The sequence below is a fragment of the Kangiella taiwanensis genome, from assembly GCF_020005165.1.
GTDB lineage: Bacteria > Pseudomonadota > Gammaproteobacteria > Enterobacterales > Kangiellaceae > Kangiella > Kangiella taiwanensis.
Genome location: NZ_JAHCLT010000001.1, coordinates 221,967 through 244,696, shown reverse-complemented (window position 1 = coordinate 244,696; position 22,730 = coordinate 221,967). Strand labels below are relative to the sequence as shown.

Here is a 22,730-nt window from a genome sequence, read left to right as displayed (position 1 = left end):
CTACCAACCTGTCTACTTTTATTCTTTTAGTCCAGTCCGTCAATTTTATGTAGTTTCTTATACAATGGTTTGAGTCGTTTATACATCTGTTTATAGGTGTCGTTATACAGTTGTGAATAAACTTTTACAGTGTCTGGATTAGGGTGAAAGGTTTTATCTTGTCGACACATGGACTGAACAGCCTCTTTGTAACTATCATAAAAACCCATGCCAACCGCTGCATTGATGGCAGCTCCTAGAGCGGAAGTTTCATAAGTATGAGGTCGAATTGCGGGTAAGTTGAAAATATCAGCAGTAAGTTGCATGCTGGTATCGCTTTGCGATCCGCCGCCTGAGACATACAGATCTGTTATTTTGTGATTAGTTTTTCTTTGGATCTTCTCAAGTCCTTCTTTGAGGCTATAGGCAATACCTTCTAAAATTGCGTGGTAGACGTGTGATTTTGTATGAGTGTCTTTAAAGCCAATAATAGCTCCTCTTGCTTCGGGACCAGGAATTTTTACTCCAGGTGCCCAGTAAGGTTGTAGCATTAGCCCATCGGAACCTGGAGGAATATTTGCAACTGATTGTTCGAGCAATTGTTCTGTGGATATACCAAGCTCTTTGGATCGCAGTTGTTCTGCATGAGCGAACTCTTCTTTAAACCAGCTGACCATCCAGTAGCCGCGGTTAATTTGAAACTCTAAAGTGTAAGAGTCGGTAACAGAGGATGGGTAAGGAGGTATAAACCGAATGGGCTCTAGATATTTTTCGCTGGTGACATTGATCGTTGCGGTAGTTCCATAACTTAAACACACTTGGCTCGGCTCTAAACAGCCCGATCCAAGTACTTCAGATGCTTTGTCTGCACCAGCGGCAATGACTGGTGTGCCTTGTGGTAGTCCTGTCGCTTTAGCGGACTTATCTTGTAAGTGACCAATGAGTTCACCAGGCTTAACCAATTCTGGTAGTTGATTCAATTCAACAGGGGCTATTTGCCACTTCCAATCGGATGGTTTAGCCCATTGGTGATGCTTATAGTCGAAGGGAATGTAGCTGACTTGAGATGCAACGGAGTCTTTGTATTCGCCAGTGAGTTGGTAGTTAAGGTACCCCGAAAGAAGGAGGTATTTATGAGTTTTACTCCAAATCTCAGGTTGATGATGGGCAATCCACGCTGCCTGACAACTGGACTGGAAGTTTTCAAGAGTGTCATTTAACTGAGCTATCTTAAATAAATATTTCCAATAGCCCTTGAGTGGCTCGTAGTTTTCAAACTTACGTTGATCAGTCCAAATAATGGCTGGACGCAAAGGTTGTCCGTCAATACCAAGGTTTACGACGGTATTGCGAAGTGTGGTTACAGATACTGCTTGAACTGCACTAAAGTGGTCAGGAGCAGTAGACTTTAACCTCTGGCATGCCAAGCATAATGTATCCCAAAATTGAGTTGGGTTAAGTTCGTACCAACCTGACTGAGGTGATTGATAGTCTGTAATTGGAATTTGACTTTTAGCGAGGATATTCCCTTCAAGGTCAAAAATAATGGCACGCAGACTTTGCGTACCATTGTCTATCGCGAGTATCGTTTTATCGCTCAAGGAATTTTACACCTGTCCGATACCAGAATGACGGAGGAGGGCGTCTGGCGAAGGCTCACGACCTCTAAAGGCTTTGAACAGTTCATCAGGTTCCGCGGAGCCACCTTTTTGCAAAATATAGGTCAAAAAATCATGTCCGGTTTTAGGGTTAAAGATTCCCTCTTCTTCAAATCGTGAGAAAGCATCAGCAGATAAGACTTCAGCCCATTTGTAGCTGTAATAACCAGCAGCATAGCCACCAGCAAAAATATGGCCAAAGCTATGCTGAAAACGATTAAACTCAGGAGGGCGTATCACCGCGACTTGCTTTCGGACTTGATTCAGTTGCTGTTGAATTTGATCTGGGTTAGAAGGATCAAATTCACTATGGATTTTAAAGTCAAACAAGGAGAATTCTAGTTGACGAACCATTTGCATGGCGGACTGGAAGTTTTTGGCAGCAAGCAGTCGTTCAAGCTTTTCGGTCGGAAGAGGTTCGCCAGTTTCATAATGCTGTGCAATTTTTGCTAGGCCCTCTTCTTCCCAGCAAAAGTTTTCCAGAAACTGACTTGGAAGTTCGACGGCATCCCATGGTACGCCTGAAATACCAGCCACTGAAGCATGATTAATTTCAGTTAACATATGGTGCAAGCCGTGTCCGAACTCATGGAATAAGGTAGTGACTTCATCATGCGTGAATAAAGCTGGCGTGTCACCCACGGGGCCGTTAAAGTTACAAGTTAAGAAAGCAACTGGGCGTTGTATGCCTTGGTTAGTTTTACGTCGACCTATGCAGTCAGCCATCCAGGCACCGCCTCGTTTATTACGACGAGCGTAAAGGTCTAAGTAAAAGCTTGCGATGTAGTTACTATTACGATCATAAATATCAAAGAAACGTACGTCTTTGTGCCAAGTTTCAACGTCTTCACGTTCTTGAAACGAAATATTGAATAAAGTCCCAGTGATTTCAAACATGCCTTTTATGACTTGGTTTTCAGGAAACCATGGGCGCAATTCTTCTTGGGAAATACTGTAGCGATCATTTTTTAGCTTTTCGCTGTAGTAGGCTAAGTCCCAAGCTTGAAGCTCATCAATACCATGTTGCTCTTTTGCGTAACGAGTTAACTCCTCGAGATCTTTTTTTGCTTGTGGTTTTGACTTCTCTGCCAACTCATTCAAAAAGTCGATGACCTGTTCTGTTGATTGAGCCATCTTTGTGGCTAACGAAAGTTCGCCGTAGTGTTTGAAATCAAGAAGTTGTGCTAGCTCGTGTCTTAATGACAAGATTTCGGGCATCAGTTGGCTGTTATCAAATTCACCTGCATTAGGCCCTTGATCTGAGGCTCGAGTTGCAAATGCCGTGTAAACGTCTTTACGTAGTTCTCGATCATTGGCATGCATCATTACAGGTAAGTAGGAGGGAAAGTCTAAAGTAATTCGATAGCCCTCAACGCCAGCCAGTTCGGCAGTTTGTTTCGCTGCAGAGATAGCTGAGTCAGGAAGGCCATCAAGGGATGCTTTATCATCGAAGTCTCTGTGCCATGCCATAGTGGCATCTAATAGGTTTTGTTCGAATTTTGAGGTCAGTTCTGATAACCGTTTTTGAATATCACCGTAACGTTGCTTCTTGTCGTCACTAAGAGCCACTCCGGATAATTTAAAATCACGTAAATCATCTTTTAGGATCTTGCGCTGAACTTCATCAAGCGAGAGCGATTCTGCTTTTTCGTTAAGAGCTTTTACTGCATTAAACAGTCCTTGATGCTGGCCCATTTCCGTTCCGTATTCAGATAATATTGGAAGGCAGGCGTTGTAAGCTTCACGAATCTCATCGGAATTGGCAACTGAATTGAGGTGACTAATAGGGGACCAAGCACGATCCAGTTGATCGTTAATCTCTTCTAGAGGTTTAACAAAGTTATCCCATGTAATGGTTTCAAGGGTTAGGTTGTCAGTAAGGCTATTAATGGCTTGGCGACTGTTGTTAATGATGGTTTCTACCGCTTCAACCATATGAGAAGGTTGTATTTCTTTGAATGGTGGTAAGTTAGTTAAATTCAATAACGGGTTAGACATAAGTACCTACTTAGATGTTTTATTCAGCTCGTATAATTTTGCTTCTTTAGATAACGCATAATATGCGGATAAATGTGAAAATATAAAGCCCCGAGCTCCTGAAAAACAGTAGCGATAAATGAGGTAGTGCCGTATAAACTCAAGAGGGTAGATGAGTAGCAATTTAAGCATGGAGAATCGCTTCCCCTTTTGGTGCTTCTCTTCTGCCTTAAGCGTTGAGTATGTATTATATTTTTTAGTGAGTAAGCTGATATTGGCATAACCGTAATGATTGAAAGACTTAGAGGTGTTCTTTACCTTTCCAGATATCTTAGGCCCTTCATGAACTAAATTATCAAGATAGTACTCGACAGTACCTTTTTTAAATAATCGAGTGTTTGTAGGTAATCTTGTTAGGTTTGAAAAGAAACTTCCTATAAACAGGTCGTTCCTTCTACACTTCAACGCAACGTAATCATGATCAGAGGAAACAAATCGCTTGAATTCATTTATGAGGTCTGGTGTTAACTGCTCATCAGCATCAAGGTTCAAAACCCAGTCACATCGGCACAAGCTCATGGCATATTGTTTTTGTTTGGCATAGCCTAGCCAGTCTTGGTGAATGACTTTGGCCCCTTTATTTTCAGCTATGACTTTTGTGTTATCGCTACTTCCACTATCGACCACGATAATTTCAGCAAAGTTTTGACAGCTGTCTAATAAACGACCGATATGTTGTTCTTCATCTTGAGCAACAATAAAGACGCTTATGGGGAGTTTTTCCATGTTTAATTTTTCCCAGGTGTTTTGTGACGCACTACTTCTATAATTTCGGTCGTAGATATGGACGGAGTGCGCGGTAAATACTTAACCTCGCATAACTCTGAGAAATGATCAAATTTACCTTGCCAATCATCCCCCATGACCAATATATCTGCATTGTATTGTTTGATATATTCTGGTTTAAGCTCTAAAGATTCTTCAGGAAAAACAAAATCGACGCACGCTAGTGCACTGATAATACGCATACGGTCTTCTTCAGAATAAATAGGATAGCGATTTTTTTTTGAATAATTGAGCTGATCGGAAGAAACACCGACATAAAGTTCTGAGCCTAATGCTCGTGCGCGCTCAAGGATGTTGATATGCCCAACATGAAAGACATCAAAAGTACCGAAAGTAATGACTCGCATATGCAGACCTTACGTTATGATGAGTGACTTAAAAGAAAGTGGGCTACGCGTGTAGAACACTGGCCGTCAACAGTACCCACGACTTCATTGGTAATCGAACGTCGAGCACTCTCATGAGTAGAGGGTTGCTCTATATTATTCTTAACCGCTGTTTTTAGTTCAGAGTATTGTTTGATGTTTGTCCCCATTGACTGAAAGAGTTCAAAGTCATCAGATAATCGTTTATTTAAACGAAACCTGAGTAAACCTCGGTAGCCCCAGCGGAGCTTTAAGAAATGGCAAATTATCACGGGTTTGTTTAGAGCAATAAACTCGAATAACGCGGATGAGGTTTCGCTGATCATCAGATCTGCAGTTGCCATAAAGGGTACTAGGTTTTGTTCGCTAATATCTGCTAAATACACATTGTCATAAGTTGCCCAATGCTCTAGAAGCTGGCGCTGCTTTTTATAGGCAGACTTGATCAGTGATAAATAGTGCGGTTTTAACAGAACATTATAGTCGCTAAATTCTTCTGGCCAGTCTTTAGGGAAGTTTTCAATTGTACTGGGATAAAATGTTGGGGAGTACAGCAGTGTAGGCTTTTCTGGGTTAAGCCCAAGGGATGACAAGTCTAGCTTTATGTCATCGTTGTTGATTATTGGATCCAGTTTGGTGTAACCAGTTTTGATAAAGGTTTTATCTGGATAGAGCTGCTGTAGACGTTTTTTCCGGACGTCAGACTCCACAAAGCGGTACTGAATCGAAGCGCTAGAGGCATTGTAATAGGTGGATTTTGGGCCCAAACCATGAAGAATTAATGCCGTAGAGCAGACGGAGTTCAGGTCTTCTGCGATATTAGCTGCATGACCAAAGATAACCCAGTCTGGGCATTGACTTTGATAAAACGACAGCCTTTCTTCGCTAGAGATTAAATGAGTTGTAACATTTTTGTGCTTCAGTGACTCTTCAATGGGCTGGGGCGGTGAGGAAGTGAATACTGCATGTATTTCAACAGCACCGCCACTGTTCGCAGTCAATGCGTCCATGACTGGTTCAAAGTGAGGCAAATAATACAGGTAAGCAACATCAAAATATATTTTCACAGTGATAACGTCTTAACAATTTCTTGATAGTTACGGCAATAGAGAAACTCTCTTCTGATGAATATGTGAATTATTCCGATTCATTGCTCAGAAATTAGTTTCTAAAGCGTGTCCCTGTGATGTGAGTAGCTTCTAAATATTGACTTAATGTGTTTATAATCAGCACATTATAAACAGAATTGGTGAAAAATAACCATGACTGATAGACAATCTAAAAGAGATTCGAGCAACCACTATAATTTTATCGCTATTGGTGGTGGTAGTGGTGGTATTGCTTCAGCTAATCGTGCGGCAATGCATGGTGCTAAGGCCGCCATAATTGAAGCAAAAGCCTTAGGCGGGACTTGCGTAAATGTTGGTTGCGTGCCGAAAAAAGCCATGTGGTATGGAGCTCAAATTGCTGAGGCCTTTAAATACGCACCAGACTATGGGTTTGAGGCAAACAAAGTCGATTTTTCTTGGAGTAAATTAGTCGACAGTCGCGAAGCGTATATCTCTCGAATTCACCAGAGTTATGAAAGGAATTTAGGCAATAATAACGTTGATGTGATTGAAGGTTTTGCTCGATTTGTCGGTAAAAATGCAGTTGAAGTCAATGGTCAGCGTTACACGGCAGATCACATTGTAATAGCAACGGGTGGCTACCCAATTATTCCAGACATCCCTGGAGCTGAGTATGGTATTGATTCTGATGGTTTTTTTGAGCTAAATGAACAACCCAAACGGGCTGCAGTCATCGGCGCTGGGTACATCGCCGTAGAAATTGCAGGGGTGTTTCATGCCTTAGGCACAGAAACGCACTTGGTCGTGAGGAAGCATAAACCCTTGCGTGAGTTTGATGATCTGCTATCAGATACTTTGGTCGATGTGATGCGTGAGTCAGGCCCAACCTTGCATACGCATAGCGTTCCTCGGTCTGTGGAGAAATTAGAGACTGGCGAGCTTGTTGTTCATCTTGAGAATGGAGACACGATTGGTCCAGTTGATACTTTGGTTTGGGCGATTGGACGTGGCCCTGCGACAAAAGACCTCGGCTTAGAAAATACCAATGTTACGAAAGATGAGAAAGGGTATATCAAGACGGATAAGTACCAGAACACAACGGCTAAAGGAATTTATGCGATAGGTGATAACACCGGACGATTAGCTTTGACGCCTGTGGCAATTCAAGCTGGTAGACGGTTGTGCGAGCGTTTATTTAATAATAAAGAGTCAGAGTTTTTAGATTATACCAATGTACCGACTGTGGTTTTTAGTCATCCTCCAATTGGTACCGTTGGGATGTCAGAAATACAAGCAAATGAAACGTATGGTGAAGATAATATTAAGGTTTACACCTCTTCTTTTACCGCCATGTACTCTGCTTTAACTCAGCACCGTGAGCCGACAAAAATGAAATTGGTTTGCGCGGGGCCAGAAGAGCGCGTGGTTGGAATTCATGGCATCGGCTTTGGAATTGATGAAATACTTCAAGGGTTTGCCGTTGCGCTTAAGATGGGAGCGACTAAAGCTGATCTAGATGATACTGTTGCGATACATCCAACATCGGCTGAAGAGTTTGTCACTATGCGATAGTAAGTGTAAAGGTTATTGCATTAAAAAAGCCCTAACATTTTAGGGCTTTTTATTTGATAGCATGAGTAATTAATAGCTAACACGCTCTATTGAGAAACCTTTTTCTTCAAGATAGTGGTTTACACTTTTATCGCCACCATAATGGGCTGCCCCCACCACGGCGAAAACTGACTTACCTTGCTCAATAAGTTTAGCTAATTCATCGGCCATCCCTTTATTTCGTTTATATAAAAGTGTATCCATGAAGTAGCTGTAGTCCTCTTCATTGATTCCAGACTCTTTAGCATCTTCGAAGCTATTTTCGACATAGGCTTCGACATTGCCAGTTTTCCATGCATCAACCAGCTTGTCAGTTTCATCTCCTTCTTTTGTCACCACGGAGTAGAGGAATGCATCTTGGATATTTAGTGGCATACCATCAAGCATATCTAACTGGAAGTTGATCGTTTCTAGTTCAGCAATAGCTTTGGTGTCACGGGCTTGTTTTAAGAAGTACATGTCGATGCCATATTGTTCACTGTAGCCCGATTGTTGCATATTAAGAGCTTCTAAAGTCATCGCCGCAAACCAGGGTTCAAACGTACTGAACATGCCGCAAGGGCTTTTGGTGACTTCGCAATATTCTTTGTACTCCGACAGTGTGTCTTCTTTTAATACTGTTTCTAAAGGATTTTCTGGATCGATCGCTATTTGTTGAATCTTTTGGGCCATCTCCATTTGGTTAACGTTGCTCAGATCAATTTCAACGGCTAGGGTGTCAGAACCTTCAAAGGCTTTTGTCACAGCCTCTGGCAAAGGGTACATGCTTGCGTCGCCCATATGGATAGAGCCAAATAAGTAAGAGGTTTTACCTTTGTATTCAAGTTTCCATAAGGCAGGTGTGTAGTCTTCGCTGACTGCTTGACTAGTCTCAGAGGTACCTTCGTTTTTCGATGAGTCCGCTTTGGGTAGTGGATCAGAGGTTTGAACCCCCTTATTTGCTGGGCTATCGCTTTGTGGTTTGGCAGATTCACTGCTACAGCCCTGCAAGCCAACTAGGCCAGCCAGAAGGATCCCTAAAAATTTGTTCATAATTGTCTCCATAATGAATTCATAATCTCATCTTCTAAAGATGGGTATCGTTAATAAACTTTGCAAGTGACTGTGCAAATAAGCGACAACTGTCTTTACCACCATGCCTGAAAAATAATGAAGGTTCGATGAGTTCCACTTCATTAACATAGGCGGCTCCGTCTTTGTGGTGCAGGAAGTCGACTCTTGCATACAGTGGAAGACTAAACTTTTCGGTCACAAATGCTATAGCCTTCTGCGCCAACGCCAACTCTTCGTCTGATAACTGGTACCCAAAGTCGCTCGCTCCATAATCATCCTGTACTCGGAAGTCTCCCTGTACAGGGACTTTTCGAGTGCCGTGACTGTATTGACCTGCAAAAAAGATTCCAGAAGTTTCACCAAAAGACTCAACGTTGGCTAAGTAGGGTTGTAACACGAGGTCCTCTGCTGGAGTAAGTCGGTCGACATGTTTCTGAGCATCAGCAATACCTTTCGGATTATTATCAAAAGGTAAGCATTCACGGGCATTAGCGCCAATAAGGGGCTTTATAAAGCCTTTTTCCCAACCATGCTGGTGCATCAGTGCTTGGATATCGTACTGTTTTCCCTGTGTTAACCACTCAGAAGGGGCTATTGTGATTCCGGCCTGCTGAAGGTCTTTTAAATACCGCTTATGACTATTCCACTCAATAATCGACTTGGGATTTATTAGGTCAGTTTGAGTGCTGACGTGATTAATCCAGGACATAAACTCGTCTATGCGTTCTTGGTAATCCCAGGTGGTGCGCAGAAGGCAGGCGTCAAATTGACTCCAGTTGATGTCGCTATCCCAAGGGACGACCTGGTATTGGATATCAACATTCTCAAGTTCTTGGAAAAAAGGAAGATCATCTTTTTCCCAGTCTGGGAGATCAAAGCAACTGGCGATAGCAATATTCATTATGAGTATAAACCTTTATATTTTAGTCACTTAGAAGGTGTTAATGATTAGCTTACTATAGCTTTGTGATAATGTCTTTAAACTAATCCGCAGACTGGCAGGAGTCTTATTGGTTGATGGTATTACGAGCTAGGCGTGCTTCTCTATGGAGTAATTTGGATAACTGTGTAGCTGGCATTGGGTGATAGAAAAAGATACCTTGCCCCATGTGACACCCCAGCGATTTAAGAGTGTTGTATTGATTAGGAGTTTCGATCCCTTCTGCAACGGTATTTAGTCCCAGACTTTGAGCAAGCGATATGATGGTGCGGATAATATTCAAATTTACCATGTGGTCTTTGAAATTAGGGCTTAAGCGCGATACAAAGTACTTATCGATTTTTAGGTTATCGACAGGCAGTTGGCTGAGGTAGGCGAGCGAAGAGTAGCCTTTGCCAAAATCATCAATCGATAGTTTTATGCCGAACTGTTTCAGCTGCTTTAGAACTTTGACCGTATTGATGACATCGGTCATCGCTGCACTTTCAGTGATTTCAACTTCAAGCATATTTCCCGAGACACCATAGTGATTGATGGTGTCACGAAGGTTATGTACAAGATCGAAGTACTTGAGGTCTTTTACCGATAAGTTAAAAGCAATTGGGACATCAATGCCCGTGTTATGCCAGTCCACTAGCTGTTGGCATACCATTTCCATGACTAATTGGCTTAGCTCATGTATCAGCCCCGTTTCTTCGGCAATGGGTATAAATATGTTAGGTGGAATACTGCCGCTTTCTTCATCATCCCAGCGACATAAAGCTTCGACACTTCTAATTTTACCGGTATGAATATCGACACGTGGCTGATAAAAGAGGTGCAGGTGACGTTCAGCAATAGCTACTTTCAGTTTTTTCTCGATCATTCTACGCTTGCTTTCTTGCTGACTATACTTGCGTTTATAAAACTGTACTTGGTTACGTTCCGCTTTCGCCGAATACATTGCCATATCAGCAAACCTGAAGAGATCTTCAGCATTGTCGCTGTGGTCGGGGAACATACTAATACCAATACTGGCACTTGTTTGAACGCGATGAGTGCCCACCTTTATGGGGCTTTTCAAATAGCGCAACAATCGTTCAGCAACCGCTTGAGCTTCATCTGTTTCGATGTTGGGCAAAATGACGGCAAATTCATCACCGCCAACGCGTGCAAGCGTATCACCTGATCGAATACACTTTTTCATGAACTCAGTAACCGCGACTAATAAATCATCACCTGTGGCATGGCCCAGAGTGTCATTTATCTGTTTAAAGCGGTCGAGATCAATATACATAAAGGCTAGAGCTGACTCTTTGGCCTGACAGTTTTCAATATCACGAAGTAAACAGCTTTGCAGTAGATTTCGGTTAGCAAGACCTGTGAGGCTATCAAAGTTAGCCAGACGGTGAATTTTTTCTTCCGATTCTTTGCGCCCAGTAATAACGTGGAAATTAATGGTAACGCCTTGGATATCAGGGTCATCGAGATGATTTGCTAGACGACTTTCAATCCACAGGATATCGCCATTTTTATGACGGATACGTCGCTCGACGACGGAGGATGCGCCGGGGTTTTCGGCGACGTAACGGAGATTGACGCTGGCATCCTCGCGATCATCTTCATAGACAAAACCTTCGAGAGTCTTACCCAGCAAATCTTCGTCAGTGTAACCAGTAACACGAGTTACAGAAGGGGATATGTAGGTGACGATACCGTTTTTGTCATACATCAAAATACAGTCGTAACTGTTTTCAACTAAGGTTCGGTAGTACTTGTCTTTTTGTTGTAATGCTAGCTCTGCTTCATGATCTTTATCCATTTTGTGGATAGAGCCAATCTCAATGAGGGGTTCTCCGTCGCTATCCCGAGAGTAAATCGTGCTATGAACTTGAATCCAAAACCACTCGCCACTTTTATGCTGGAGGCGAAACTCTGCTGGAACTACCGTGCGATCTTCACTGTGTCGCAGTTGTCGTTCTTGCTCTTCAACAACGCTAAGATCATCTGGATGGATGAAACTATATACTCCATTAGGCATACCCATAATTTCATCTTTTGAGTATCCGAGTAGTTTGGAGTAATTATTTAAGCCCTCTGAGAAGATCTGTTGTTGATAGTCAAGGACATAAATAAAGATTGGAGAATTTTGTAGAATGGTTTCTTTATAGTCTTTTACCGCATCCTTAAATGCTGGGGTAGCTAGGTTCAGGTTGGGAAGCGTTTGCAGAGTCAAAATCTGATCTGCAAATGATTCTCCTGCTGTCAGCTTATGTGTCGAAAGTACAAATTCTTTATCAACCCCTAGTTTAGGGAGTTTAACGATGGCGCGACGTTGGGTGTTATTCAGTAACTCTGGAGGCAAGATATTCTCGATTTCTTCCCCGAGTAATAAATTAGAAGAAACAACGGGGTCGATCGATACAGCTTTAATAACATAGCGTTTATTGCAGATCAGTAGCGCAGCATAATCATTATCGAGAATGCTGTTGAGAAGATGCTGATCGAATGGCTTAATCCTTTGCTCCAATGGTACCCTTTTCACTCCACGTTGAATATTATTTATAGGATATAGACCTCTTTAGAATAGCTGGTGGGTAGGGTTTGTCAAATGATAGAAGGGAGTTTTATTTTGCGATTGCTGTGTTTATCGCTAAAATAGGGCAAGCTTATCGAAAATACAGTCTATGACTATTCGAACTTTTCAGAAAAAAACACCAAAACTTGCTGCAAAAGCCTTTGTTGACGATACCGCCCTAGTCTTGGGCGATGTTGAGATAGGAGAAGATAGCTCGATTTGGCCTATGGCCGTATTACGCGGAGATGTACACTCTATACGAGTGGGAAAACGAACCAGCATTCAAGATGGTACCGTATGCCATGTCACTCATGCTGGGCCCTATGACCCAGAAGGTCATGATTTAGTGATTGGCGATAATGTGACGGTGGGGCATAAAGCTATTCTTCACGGCTGTACTATCGAAAGCAACTGCTTGATTGGCATGGGAGCAGTGGTCATGGATGGTGCCATTGTGCGTGAGAATGCCATTATTGGTGCCAACAGCCTAGTGCCGCCGGGGCGTGAGCTCACAGGTGGCTTTTTATGGGTTGGCTCACCAGCAAGAAAGATCCGCAAATTGACGGATGAAGAAATCAAGTTCTTTAAATATTCAGCAGATAACTATGTTCGATTGAAAGATGAACACATGGAAGACTAAGGTTTTTGTTGAGAAGAAACTGTGTGTACAAAAAAACCGGCTCTAGGCCGGTTTTTTGAACTCTAAAGCATTAGAAGCTGTAGCTAATACCAACGGTCGTTGTGCGGTCTGTCTTCTCTGCACCAACTGGAACCACAGAGTTATAGTTAACTAAGTAAGATAACTTCATGGCTAAGTTTTCAGAGATCTTAGTAGAAATTGCTGATTTAGAAGTATAGGTATCAACGTCTTGTCCCCATACCGCACTAATGACTTGAGTGAAACGTGCGTTATCTGTCAGCCTGTGAGCGAAGTCAAGGTCGCCACGAATTACACTTTCTTTCTCATCTTCACCAATAAATACGGCGTTGATGCGGTAACCAAGACCAATACCTAGAGAGAAGTGTCCATCATCGCTTCTGTAGAATTGATGACCATAACCTAGGTATGCACCTGCTTGATAGTCATAGGCACCGAAATAATCGTTCTTATAATCTATAATGCCGTATAAGAAGCTTTTCTCGCTAAGGTCATAGCGGTTATTCCAAGCAAAAGTGTACTGTTCTGCATCACGCTCGTCTTCACTAGAGTTACTGACGCCGGTGATTTGAATACCGGTTGCCCAATTTTCAGAAGCGCGTGCAACCCAGTCGAACTCGCCATTCAGGCTTTCGGTTTCGGTGTTACCTGAAGTGCTAATGTAACCAAGATCAATGTGTCCTTGGTAGCCTTCTTCTGGAGCGTCAGAGAGTAGGCCATCAGCAAAAGCTGCTGGAGTAGCAACGCAAAGCGCTAAAGCAATTAAATGTCTTTTCATTGTCATAGTAAAAATCTCGCAAGTTCAATCTTTTGGGGGTTAGCGGGGCAAATTGTAACAGATCGTGCCGGTGGATCACCCCCTAAACGTTAGCTCAATTCAGGTTTTATCTTTGGGTCTCATTAAACCAGTGAAAAATGTCCGGATACTTAAGGCTAATACGCTTGAGCAGCACAGAGTGATATTGCTTATTCGGCTTGGAATCCTCGAACTCTTTGCCTGCAGCATGATCCTGAAGTTGCTGTCGGGTAAAGGCGTGGCCATCGGCAGCAATCGATAAATTAATCTCGCGTTGACCAGCAAAATGCAACCATCTGCATAAATCATCTTCGTGAATCAGATTTAGCCATTTTGGGTCATGGTATTTATCGATATCTAGCAGGCTCTCAATAAGTTTGGGTCGGTTTTCTGAATAAAGGCCTGACGCTCGCACTACAGAAGTATTCTGGTGTAAGTGACGCACACTTTTTTCTGCATCAAGTAGTGCCTTGCCTTTAAAATTAGCTGGCTTTGGTTTAACAGACTCGTCGATCACGGGCTCTAGGTTGCCTTCATAAACAGAAGTAGAGGAAAGAAAGGTACAATGAAACCCTGTTTGTTGCTTGTGCAACTCTTGGACCAGGCGTGACACGGCATGGATATAAGTCTGGCGATAGGCAGGCTCGGTGCGTTCATCAGGTGCAAGAATAACATAAACGTTATCCAGTATAGGAAGTTCTGGAAGCGTATCACTCACCTTTAACAGATCGCACTGAATATGTTTATCCGACCATGATTTCTCAGAGCGAGATAAGGTGTAAGGATGCTCACCTTTGCTAACCAAGTAGTTATAAAAACGCTGGCCTAGTTTGCCGGTGCCTACGATGAGAGTGTTCAATGTATTTCCTCTACGAGCTTAGCCAAGCTCTTTTCAATAGTAATATCTTTGCCAGCGAGTTTATCCAGTGTTTTCAGCCCTTTGCCGGTTAACACCAGAACAAAGTCACAACCAAAGTTTTGTGCGCATTCGAAATCTGATTTGGAGTCGCCGACAAAAACCACTTGCTCTGGTGTAGCGTCAAACTCTTGTGCGATACGCTGTAGCATCAACGGCTTTGGTTTACGGCAATCGCAGCCATCATCAGGGTGGTGTGGGCAAAATTCGATGTGATCAATTTGACCGTTATGCTCTTCGAGCAGCAGTGTCATTTTTTGATGCATTTGCGCTAGAACGTCCTGATCGTAATAATCGCGTCCAATTCCAGATTGGTTGGTCGCAATCGCTACTTTGAATCTTTTATTCAACTGAGCTACGGCAGGTAAGCTACCCGCTATCGGTACCCACTCGTCTGGTGATTTGATGTAATCATCTGAATCGTGATTAATGACGCCATCACGATCCAGAATAATGACTTTCTTCTTTGACCAGTCGACCATGTCTTAGTTTTGCAACAAGGAGATGTCGGCAACTGAGCCAAACATACTTTCTAGTTTCTTCAACAAAGCTAAACGGTTAGCTTTAATAGCGTTATCATCTGCATTAACCATAACGTTATCAAAGAACGCATCAACGTCATTGCGCAAAGCCGCTAATCGAGATAGACGCTGCTGGTAGTTATCGATGTCAGCCAGTTCTGTTTCAACTTTGTTAATGGTTTCAGCTAGAGCTTTCTCTTCAGAGTCTTGAAGTAGGCTAGTATCGATAGTATCTGGCACAGCAACATCGGCTTTTGCCAGAATGTTTTTCACACGCTTATTGGCGGCAGAGAGGCTTTCCGATTCTGGTAAGGTTTGGAAGTGCTGTACCGCCTTGATGCGCTGATCAAAGTCGAGTGGCTGTGTCGGGCGAATTGCCATGACTGCGTTGACAGTATTGGCGCTAACATTCTGATCAAGATACCAGGCGCGGAAACGCTCAAAGATAAAGTTGAGCAACTCTTCTGCCACGAGATCGTTAGTCAGCTGACCGTCGAACTGTTTAAGCGAATGCTCGATGAGCTCATCAAGATCAAGAGACAATTCATTTTCCACAATCGTCCGAATGATACCAATCGCAGCACGACGAAGCGCGAATGGATCTTTAGCGCCTTTTGGTACTTGTCCAATACCAAAAATACCAACCAAAGTGTCAATGCGGTCAGCGATAGCTAGGCATTGACCAACAGGGTTTTGCGCTAAGGCATCACCAGAATACTTGGGTAAGTATTGCTCTGTCATGGCGATAGCAACGCTGTCGTCTTCACCGTCGTGACGAGCATAATAAGTGCCCATAATACCTTGGAGCTTATCGAACTCACCTACCATTTGCGTGGTCAGGTCACATTTCGATAATAAGCCTGCGCGGTGAGCTAACTTGGGATCTGCGCCAATAGTTGGTGCAATGATGTTTGCCAGCTCCGCAACACGTTCAGCTTTTGCCTGAACCGATCCTAACTGATTCTGGAAAACCACTTTTTTCAAGCGCTCTTGGTGACTCTCTAAAGTGGTTTGCTGATCTTTTTCGTAGAAGAACATAGCATCAGCGAGGCGTGGACGAATAACTTTTTCGTTACCCTCAATGACCACTCGTGGGTTCGAGCTTTCGATGTTACTGATGGTGATAAAGTTAGGCATTAAGTTGCCGTCTTTATCGAGAACGTGGAAGTACTTTTGATGTTCAGCCATTGATGACACCAAACACTCGGCTGGCACTTTTAAAAATTCGTGGTCGAATTCGCCCGTAAGAGCGACTGGCCATTCAACTAACGCGGTTACTTCATCCAGCAAATCTTGTTCAATTTGTGCAGAGCCACCCAGCTTGTCCGCTGCTTCTTTGACTTGAGCTTCAATAATAGTTTGGCGTTCTTCAAAGTCGACAATAACGTGCTCGGCTTTGAGCTTATTAAGGTAGTCGCCAGCATCGTGGAAAGTGACGTCACCTTTCGACATAAAGCGGTGACCGCGGCTCGTATTACCGGTTTTGGTATCGAGGATAGTGGCGTCAATGACTGATGAGCCGTGCATCAATACGGTCCAGTGAACTGGACGAATAAATTGAGCCGAAGAGTCTCCCCAGCGCATCGGTTTAGGAATCGGTAGTTTTTTTAGTGCGCTGTTAAGGATTTGCTCAATAACCTCGCTTAGCGGCTGGCCTTTTTGCGAAAGGGTAAAACCTAGGCGTTCTCCCTTGTCGGTTTCAATTCTTTCGAGCTGATCGACTTCGGTACCACAGGATTTTGCAAAACCAACGGCGGCTGGTTTAGGGTTACCGTCGCCGTCAAACGCTGCTGCAACTGCCGGACCTAAGCGCTCAACCTCTTTATCTGGTTGGGCATCGCTGAGTTGTCTGACAATCAGGGCTAGACGGCGAGGAGATGCATAAGCATCAATCGTATCAAAACTAAAATCATTGGCTTTCAAAGCTTCACCAACGTTAGCTTTGAGCGCGTCACGCAAAGCTTTTAAGCTCATTGGAGGCAATTCTTCAGTGCCTAATTCAAATAATAAGTCTGCAAAATGTTGCTGAGAGGAAGTCATTATTTTTCCTCCTTTTGCGCGTTTTCGTTGAGCATAGGGAATCCAAGTTCTTCGCGAGCAGCGTAATAGGTTTCTGCCACGGCGCGCGCAAGGGTTCTAACGCGTAAGATAAAGCGTTGACGCTCGGTGACTGATATCGCTCCGCGAGCATCCAATAAGTTAAAGGTGTGAGAGGCTTTTAACACCATTTCGTAGGCTGGAAGCGGCAGGCCATTCTCAATCAGGTTATTGGATTCTGATTCGAAGTAATCAAATAAATCGAATAACTTATCCACGTTTGCATGTTCAAAATTGTATTTTGACTGTTCCACTTCGTTCTGGTGGAACACATCGCGGTAATAGACTTTGCCAAGCGGGCCATCGGTCCAAACAAGGTCATAGATACTATCGACTTCTTGCAGATACATGGCGATACGCTCTAAACCATAAGTAATTTCACCCATCACGGGTTTACACTCTAAACCGCCTGCTTGTTGGAAATAGGTGAATTGAGTGACTTCCATACCGTTTAGCCACACTTCCCAGCCGAGTCCCCAAGCGCCGAGCGTTGGTGATTCCCAGTTGTCTTCAACGAAGCGAATATCGTGTTCCAGAGGATCAATGCCAATAGCTTTTAATGAGCCTAAGTACATCTCTTGGATGTCCAAAGGTGAAGGTTTAATCACTACTTGATACTGATAGTAATGCTGGAGTCGGTTCGGGTTTTCGCCATAACGACCGTCAGTAGGTCGACGACAGGGCTGTACATATGCCGCGCTCCATGGCTCAGGGCCAATCGCACGCAGGAATGTCGCAGGGTGGAAAGTACCTGCGCCAACTTCCAGATCAAGTGGTTGTTGAATGACGCAGCCTTGTTCGGCCCAATAATTCTGCAGGGTTAAAATCAGCCCCTGAAATGTTTTTGTACTGTCGTTAGCTTGAGTCACGAGTATGCCTTCGCTAAAGTGAATAGAATAGTGGGATCGACTGACCCCAATTAAAGGTAGGATTATACGGTAATTTGGGTTATTTTCTAACCTAGAAAGCCAACAAATTCAGGAGAATGCAGATAATGATGAAGATTCGCTCGATTACCAATCTGATCTTGGTGGCTGCGGTGATTTTTATTAGCTATTACAGCAGTATTGTGGGGATTAATGGCGAGACTCAAGCGACTGTCAGTAAAGGCCTTTCAACAGACTTTACGCCAGCGCCTTATGCGTTCTCGATCTGGGGGCTGATATTTGTGATGTTGGCCGTGATCGCGATCAAAGACGTACGATTGGCCTTTACTCAAGACAAAGTAGGGCATGAATCATTTAACTGCTGGCTGACCGTTAGTTTGGTGCTGACCATCGGTTGGACCATAGTTTGGTCTTATTTACAGATCGGCTGGTCTTTAGTGGTTATGGCGGGCATATTCTTAAGCTTGCTACTGGCAGTACTCCATAAAAATCCGCGTCCAGTGAGCGCCAACATCACGCTAGCGCTGTATTTTGGTTGGATCAGCGTTGCGTTGGTTGCCAATGAATCGGCTTGGTTGGTGGATTTAGGTTGGGTCAAAGATAACGGCGAAGGTTGGTTGAGCGATCCGAGTTTTAGCGTGATGCAAAGTGCCTTAAGTTTAGTCTTGTTTGCATTTGTTTTGAGTTTCAAATCAATCAGAAAAGGCTTGGATCCTGCAGTGTTTGTCTATCCGCTGGTTGGGGTTTGGGCCTATATCGCTATTATGGTGAAAAATGGTGCTGGTAACCCGAACTTACTGGTGTACGTGTCAGCGTTCTTCGCATTGATTCTTTTGTTGGTGACAGGCTATTTTGGAACGAAATGGAACGCTAGCTATTCAGCAAACTCGAAGGACTAAGATAATTCTAAAAATAGGAAGTAAAAGTCATTATGTCTAAGCAACGCTGTGGCTGGGTCAGCGATGATCCTTTGTACATTGAGTATCACGACAAGGAGTGGGGGCGTCCAGAATACGATAACCAAAAGTTATTCGAAATGCTATGCCTTGAAGGCGCACAGGCTGGATTAAGTTGGATCACGGTACTCAAAAAGAGGGAACACTACCGAAAGGTTTTCGATAACTTTGACCCCGTGAAAATTGCTCAATATGACGACAAAAAGCGTGAAAAGCTGTTAAATGACCCTGGTATTATCAGAAACAAGCTAAAAGTTAACGCCTTTATAGTCAACGCCCAGCGCTATTTAGCAATTACCGAGACACAAAGCTTCAAAGATTATATCTGGCAGTTTATCGGTGGCGAGCCGATCAAGAACCACTGGAAAAGTTTAAAAGAGGTTCCCGTGACCACGCCTGAGTCCGATGCTATGTCAAAGCAGCTTAAAAAAGATGGCTTTAAATTTATCGGCAGTACTATCTGTTACGCCTTTATGCAGGCCACTGGCATGGTTGACGACCATGTTGAGGGGTGCTTTTTAAGACAGCTCTAACGTTTATCGGATTTAGAAAAGTATTGCTTTAACTGGAAATAAAGTTCTTCGGTCCAAACAGGGAGAGTTATTTAGCAGTATTTGTGTGACACATTTCAAAAGATACAGTTCCGTTCAAAAAACAGACAAAGACTCGTCATTAAGCAGTCATATTCCTTCTAGATACTGGTATTGCCTTAAGGGCACACCATATAGCACACAATCATACAAAAGGAATAACGATGAAAACTGTAACACTAAGCATCGCTGTAGCAACAGCTGTTTTAGCAACGTCAGCATCAGCAAACCAAACGCCGGCTGAAATTGAGCAAGCGGATAGTCGTATGACAGCAAGCCAAGACTACCGTTCTTTCTACTATCCAAAGCGCCCAAATCAGTATGGTCAGTTGGACTATATTTTTATCAATGCGACGAATGGTACTCAGTTCTGTGAAGAAGAAGGGTATCGTGATGCCATAGGCGGATCTATCGGTTGTGGTGAAGATGAAAGCTCGTATGTCACTTATGACTGGTATCAACAGCGTTGGGAGTCGCAATCTACGGGCAGTAAGAATCAATGCTACCCAGTTTACCGTACCATCACTTGTGGCAGCTCTATTCCTGAATTGCCTTAATGGTTTTAAGGAAGGTTAGGGAAAGCATAAGGATATGTTTCACGGATTGAGTTCAGGATGAACAGGTAAGGACGAACATTAAGGAAGACGCTGGCAAAGGATTTGCCAAGAATGTTAGGAAAGAAGCCACTGGTGAGATGTGCCAGTGGCTTTTTGATTTATCCTAGTTGTGCCAGAACAGCTTTGGCAGTTTCGGCAGACGAAGCAGGGTTTTGCCCAGTAATTAAATTACCGTCTATTTGCACAAAAGGCTCCCAGTCGTTGCCTTTATGATAGTCGCCGCCGTTTTCTTGTAACATGTCCTCAACTAAGAAGGGAACGACGTCAGTCAGCTCTACAGCGGCTTCTTCTGAGTTGCTGAAGGCGGTGACTTTCTTGCCTTTGACTAAAGACTCGCCGTCGCTGTTATTGGTATGACGGAAAACTGCTGGGGCGTGGCAGACGGCGCCAACAGGCTTATTCGCTTGGAAAATCTGCTCAATAATCGCTTTTGATTCTTGGCTTTCGGCTAAGTCCCATAAAGGACCATGACCACCGGGATAAAATACCGCATCGTAATCATCAGGATTAATGTCCGACAGAATAGTGGTATTTGCGAGGTGTTCCTGAGCATCTTTATCATCTTTAAAGCGCTGTGTGGATTCCGTTTGAGCATCTTCTCCGTCGCTACTTGGATCGAGAGGTGGTTGACCACCTTTGGGGGAAGCTAAGGTGATATCAGCTCCTGCGTCTTTGAAAACGTAGTAGGGTGAGGTGAACTCTTCTAACCAGAAACCTGTTTTGTTACCTGTATCGCCAAGCTTATCGTGAGAAGTAAGAACCATTAAAACTTTCATGAGAAAACCAAGTTTGGTGTGTGTTACTTATTGATGTGGCTTCGAAGTTTTGCTTTTCAACCCTTAGTACCAACTTTCAGTGGTTCTTGCGGAACATGTCTCTTAGTTGCTTGATGATGCTGACCAAGGAGCCTGACAGTCCGATGATGACAGCGGTAACAAGTAACCCTACGCGAAGCTTTACTGGGAGCTCAAGCCAATGCCAGAAATCGTTAGCTAGAATAAATCCAATCAGTAAAATGGCTATCAAATAGCAGCTGATGGTGAATTTAGATAACGGTTGGAATTTAGGCATGGTGATCACTCTTGTTATTGAGGGGTTATCGTTTGACTCTAAATCGTACCCAGGCTGTAAAATTCGCCTGCTGAGATTACGCCGAGATGCTTAGCACCATCAATGACCTGTTCTTCGGCAATCTCCACCAGTTCATAAAACACATTGCGATGGATTAGGGCGTGTAAGTTGCTCCGAACGGTAACATAGGGTGAGGGTTCACCTGTTTTTTGATCTTGTTCTACCCAAAGCGCGTGCTGGCTACTCAGCGGAAAGCTGTTGTCACAGTTGTCATGAAAAACAATCACAGGCCCTTTTTCGGTATCTTCAAGATCCATCCGAGTAACGAGAAAAGGAGCATCCTCAACTTTGATTCCGAGTTTTTCAACGGGAGTAACGAGGAAGTAATTATCCCCTTCTTTTTTAAGGACCGTTGAAAACAGTTTGACTAAACGTTGTCGCCCAATCGGTGAATTCTGATAATGCCAAGTGCCATCACGCTTAATGACTAAGTCCATATCGCCACAAAAATCCGGGTTCCACTTATCAACAGGTGGTAATTGGTTTTTCCCCTGAGCTTTCGTAATCTCGCTCAAGATGTTATTGAAGTCCGGATTGTTTCCGTTTTCGTTGCTCAAGCTTAAAGTCTCGCTCGTTAGCTGATTTATGGCAAACCTTTACGGATCAGGTATTTATAAGGCATTTCGTCGGTGCTGCTGGCGAGCAGCTGGTGATCCATAAAAGTACAAAATTTCGGAATATCACGCGTTGTTGACGGATCATCTGCGATAACGAGTAAGGTTTCGCCTTCGTCCATCTTGCGTACATTTAACCGTACCATCATCACAGGCTCGGGACAACGTAGGCCAAGGGCGTCGAGTTTGCGATCAAAGTTATCGAAGTTGAATTCTGTCATGATGGCTCAATGTATATGGTATATGATTGAAAAACTGTGCGAATTTTAGTCTTTTTGGCTGGGTTTCTAAAGCGAATTGACTTTACATAGTTATAATATATTACATTCTTTTAAAAGATTAATTTTGTTTATTAATAGAGCTTCGTTAAGATAGATGTAGAAATTAACTAAAGGAGATTGTTGAATGAATAAAGCGATTAACATCGGAATTGAAGAAAAGGCGCGTGAAGAAGTGGGCCAAGGTTTGTCACGCTTATTAGCTGACACCTATACCTTGTATCTACAGACGCACAACTTCCATTGGAATGTTACTGGCCCGTTCTTCCAACAGTTACACGTGTTATTTGAAGAACACTACACAGAGCTTGCGGAGGCCGTTGATGAAATCGCTGAGCGAATCAGAGCTCTGGGCATTTTATCGCCAGGCACTTACCAAGAGTTTGCCGAACTTTCGAGTATTAAGGAAGTGAAGGGCGACATCGGTGCGGAAGAGATGATTGAGCGCTTGGTGGATAGCCATGAAACGGTAGTGAGAACCGCGAGAGAAGTGCTGCATACAGCACAAGAGGCGGATGACGAGTCATCTGCAAGTCTAGTGGGCGATCGTTTGGTGGTGCACGAGAAAACAGCTTGGATGTTACGCTCACACCTACAGAAGTAATGCTTCGTG

Annotated in this window: 23 protein-coding genes; 6 read left to right on the top strand and 17 right to left on the bottom strand. The window is 43.5% G+C overall.

Annotated features, from left to right (window positions below; all coding sequences use genetic code 11):
* Positions 1 to 26: 26 nt before the first annotated feature.
* Genes KFK88_RS01165 through KFK88_RS01145 form a run of 5 tightly spaced genes read right to left on the bottom strand, consistent with a single transcriptional unit; the run spans position 27 to position 5,892 of the window.
* Complete coding sequence (locus tag KFK88_RS01165) at positions 27 to 1,580, bottom strand: FGGY-family carbohydrate kinase (RefSeq protein WP_223576822.1); 1,554 nt, start codon at positions 1,578 to 1,580, stop codon at positions 27 to 29.
* A 6-nt stretch (positions 1,581 to 1,586) separates the two neighbouring features.
* A complete protein-coding gene (prlC, locus tag KFK88_RS01160) occupies positions 1,587 to 3,635 on the bottom strand; it encodes an oligopeptidase A (RefSeq protein ID WP_223576821.1) in 2,049 nt (682 codons plus the stop codon).
* 6 nt (positions 3,636 to 3,641) lie between these two features.
* A complete protein-coding gene (locus KFK88_RS01155; RefSeq protein ID WP_223576820.1) occupies positions 3,642 to 4,400 on the bottom strand; it encodes a glycosyltransferase family 2 protein in 759 nt (252 codons plus the stop codon).
* 2 nt (positions 4,401 to 4,402) lie between these two features.
* Positions 4,403 to 4,807, bottom strand: coding sequence for an adenylyltransferase/cytidyltransferase family protein (locus KFK88_RS01150; protein WP_223576819.1), 405 nt, complete (start codon positions 4,805 to 4,807; stop codon positions 4,403 to 4,405).
* Between the two features lie 14 nt (positions 4,808 to 4,821).
* Positions 4,822 to 5,892, bottom strand: coding sequence for a CDP-glycerol glycerophosphotransferase family protein (locus tag KFK88_RS01145; RefSeq protein WP_223576818.1), 1,071 nt, complete (start codon positions 5,890 to 5,892; stop codon positions 4,822 to 4,824).
* Positions 5,893 to 6,087: 195 nt separating this feature from the next.
* Here KFK88_RS01145 and gorA point away from each other — a divergent pair, with 195 nt between their 5' ends.
* Positions 6,088 to 7,467 carry a glutathione-disulfide reductase gene (gene gorA, locus KFK88_RS01140; protein WP_223576817.1) on the top strand — a complete coding sequence of 460 codons (1,380 nt, stop codon included), beginning with the start codon at positions 6,088 to 6,090 and terminating at the stop codon, positions 7,465 to 7,467.
* Between the two features lie 69 nt (positions 7,468 to 7,536).
* Here gorA and KFK88_RS01135 read toward each other — a convergent pair whose 3' ends face one another.
* From KFK88_RS01135 to KFK88_RS01125, 3 genes are all read right to left on the bottom strand, one after another.
* Positions 7,537 to 8,538 carry a TraB/GumN family protein gene (locus KFK88_RS01135; RefSeq protein WP_223576816.1) on the bottom strand — a complete coding sequence of 334 codons (1,002 nt, stop codon included), beginning with the start codon at positions 8,536 to 8,538 and terminating at the stop codon, positions 7,537 to 7,539.
* 34 nt (positions 8,539 to 8,572) lie between these two features.
* Entirely contained in the window at positions 8,573 to 9,460 is an 888-nt protein-coding gene (locus tag KFK88_RS01130; RefSeq protein WP_223576815.1) for an ATP-grasp domain-containing protein, read from the bottom strand.
* A gap of 106 nt (positions 9,461 to 9,566) precedes the next feature.
* Positions 9,567 to 12,023 carry a bifunctional diguanylate cyclase/phosphodiesterase gene (locus KFK88_RS01125; protein ID WP_223576814.1) on the bottom strand — a complete coding sequence of 819 codons (2,457 nt, stop codon included), beginning with the start codon at positions 12,021 to 12,023 and terminating at the stop codon, positions 9,567 to 9,569.
* 142 nt (positions 12,024 to 12,165) lie between these two features.
* On the opposite strand from KFK88_RS01125, the gene KFK88_RS01120 reads away from it, so the two are divergent.
* Positions 12,166 to 12,696 carry a gamma carbonic anhydrase family protein gene (locus tag KFK88_RS01120; RefSeq protein ID WP_223576813.1) on the top strand — a complete coding sequence of 177 codons (531 nt, stop codon included), beginning with the start codon at positions 12,166 to 12,168 and terminating at the stop codon, positions 12,694 to 12,696.
* Between the two features lie 70 nt (positions 12,697 to 12,766).
* Here the strand turns inward: KFK88_RS01120 and KFK88_RS01115 are convergent, their stop codons facing one another.
* The 5 genes from KFK88_RS01115 to glyQ all read right to left on the bottom strand — a co-directional run bounded on the left by KFK88_RS01115 (position 12,767) and on the right by glyQ (position 17,913).
* Entirely contained in the window at positions 12,767 to 13,498 is a 732-nt protein-coding gene (locus KFK88_RS01115; protein WP_223576812.1) for a DUF481 domain-containing protein, read from the bottom strand.
* 100 nt (positions 13,499 to 13,598) lie between these two features.
* The gene (locus KFK88_RS01110; RefSeq protein ID WP_223576811.1) at positions 13,599 to 14,369 is read right to left on the bottom strand and encodes a sugar nucleotide-binding protein; all 771 of its coding nucleotides are present in this window, start codon (positions 14,367 to 14,369) and stop codon (positions 13,599 to 13,601) included.
* On the bottom strand, positions 14,366 to 14,908 hold the full coding sequence (gene gmhB / locus KFK88_RS01105; RefSeq protein ID WP_223576810.1) for a D-glycero-beta-D-manno-heptose 1,7-bisphosphate 7-phosphatase: 543 nt from the start codon (positions 14,906 to 14,908) through the stop codon (positions 14,366 to 14,368). Before gmhB ends, KFK88_RS01110 begins: the two co-directional genes overlap by 4 nt.
* Positions 14,909 to 14,911: 3 nt before the next feature.
* Positions 14,912 to 16,987, bottom strand: coding sequence for a glycine--tRNA ligase subunit beta (gene glyS / locus KFK88_RS01100; protein WP_223576809.1), 2,076 nt, complete (start codon positions 16,985 to 16,987; stop codon positions 14,912 to 14,914).
* Positions 16,987 to 17,913, bottom strand: coding sequence for a glycine--tRNA ligase subunit alpha (gene glyQ, locus KFK88_RS01095; RefSeq protein WP_223576808.1), 927 nt, complete (start codon positions 17,911 to 17,913; stop codon positions 16,987 to 16,989). Before glyQ ends, glyS begins: the two co-directional genes overlap by 1 nt.
* A gap of 125 nt (positions 17,914 to 18,038) precedes the next feature.
* Between glyQ and KFK88_RS01090 the strand changes: the two genes are divergently transcribed.
* The 3 genes from KFK88_RS01090 to KFK88_RS01080 all read left to right on the top strand — a co-directional run bounded on the left by KFK88_RS01090 (position 18,039) and on the right by KFK88_RS01080 (position 20,034).
* Positions 18,039 to 18,830 (top strand): tryptophan-rich sensory protein, encoded by a 792-nt coding sequence (locus tag KFK88_RS01090; protein ID WP_223576807.1) that lies wholly within the window; start codon positions 18,039 to 18,041, stop codon positions 18,828 to 18,830.
* A gap of 32 nt (positions 18,831 to 18,862) precedes the next feature.
* Complete coding sequence (locus KFK88_RS01085) at positions 18,863 to 19,420, top strand: DNA-3-methyladenine glycosylase I (RefSeq protein ID WP_223576806.1); 558 nt, start codon at positions 18,863 to 18,865, stop codon at positions 19,418 to 19,420.
* A gap of 221 nt (positions 19,421 to 19,641) precedes the next feature.
* A complete protein-coding gene (locus tag KFK88_RS01080) occupies positions 19,642 to 20,034 on the top strand; it encodes a hypothetical protein (protein ID WP_223576805.1) in 393 nt (130 codons plus the stop codon).
* 158 nt (positions 20,035 to 20,192) lie between these two features.
* Here the strand turns inward: KFK88_RS01080 and KFK88_RS01075 are convergent, their stop codons facing one another.
* From KFK88_RS01075 to tusA, 4 genes are all read right to left on the bottom strand, one after another.
* Positions 20,193 to 20,870 carry a type 1 glutamine amidotransferase domain-containing protein gene (locus tag KFK88_RS01075; protein WP_223576804.1) on the bottom strand — a complete coding sequence of 226 codons (678 nt, stop codon included), beginning with the start codon at positions 20,868 to 20,870 and terminating at the stop codon, positions 20,193 to 20,195.
* 76 nt (positions 20,871 to 20,946) lie between these two features.
* Positions 20,947 to 21,165: a hypothetical protein gene (locus KFK88_RS01070; RefSeq protein WP_223576803.1), complete on the bottom strand. Its 219-nt coding sequence runs from the start codon at positions 21,163 to 21,165 to the stop codon at positions 20,947 to 20,949.
* Between the two features lie 38 nt (positions 21,166 to 21,203).
* Complete coding sequence (locus KFK88_RS01065) at positions 21,204 to 21,782, bottom strand: DUF1285 domain-containing protein (protein ID WP_223576802.1); 579 nt, start codon at positions 21,780 to 21,782, stop codon at positions 21,204 to 21,206.
* Between the two features lie 26 nt (positions 21,783 to 21,808).
* On the bottom strand, positions 21,809 to 22,060 hold the full coding sequence (gene tusA, locus KFK88_RS01060; RefSeq protein ID WP_223576801.1) for a sulfurtransferase TusA: 252 nt from the start codon (positions 22,058 to 22,060) through the stop codon (positions 21,809 to 21,811).
* A gap of 184 nt (positions 22,061 to 22,244) precedes the next feature.
* Between tusA and KFK88_RS01055 the strand changes: the two genes are divergently transcribed.
* On the top strand, positions 22,245 to 22,721 hold the full coding sequence (locus KFK88_RS01055) for a Dps family protein (RefSeq protein ID WP_223576800.1): 477 nt from the start codon (positions 22,245 to 22,247) through the stop codon (positions 22,719 to 22,721).
* Positions 22,722 to 22,730 lie beyond the last annotated feature (9 nt).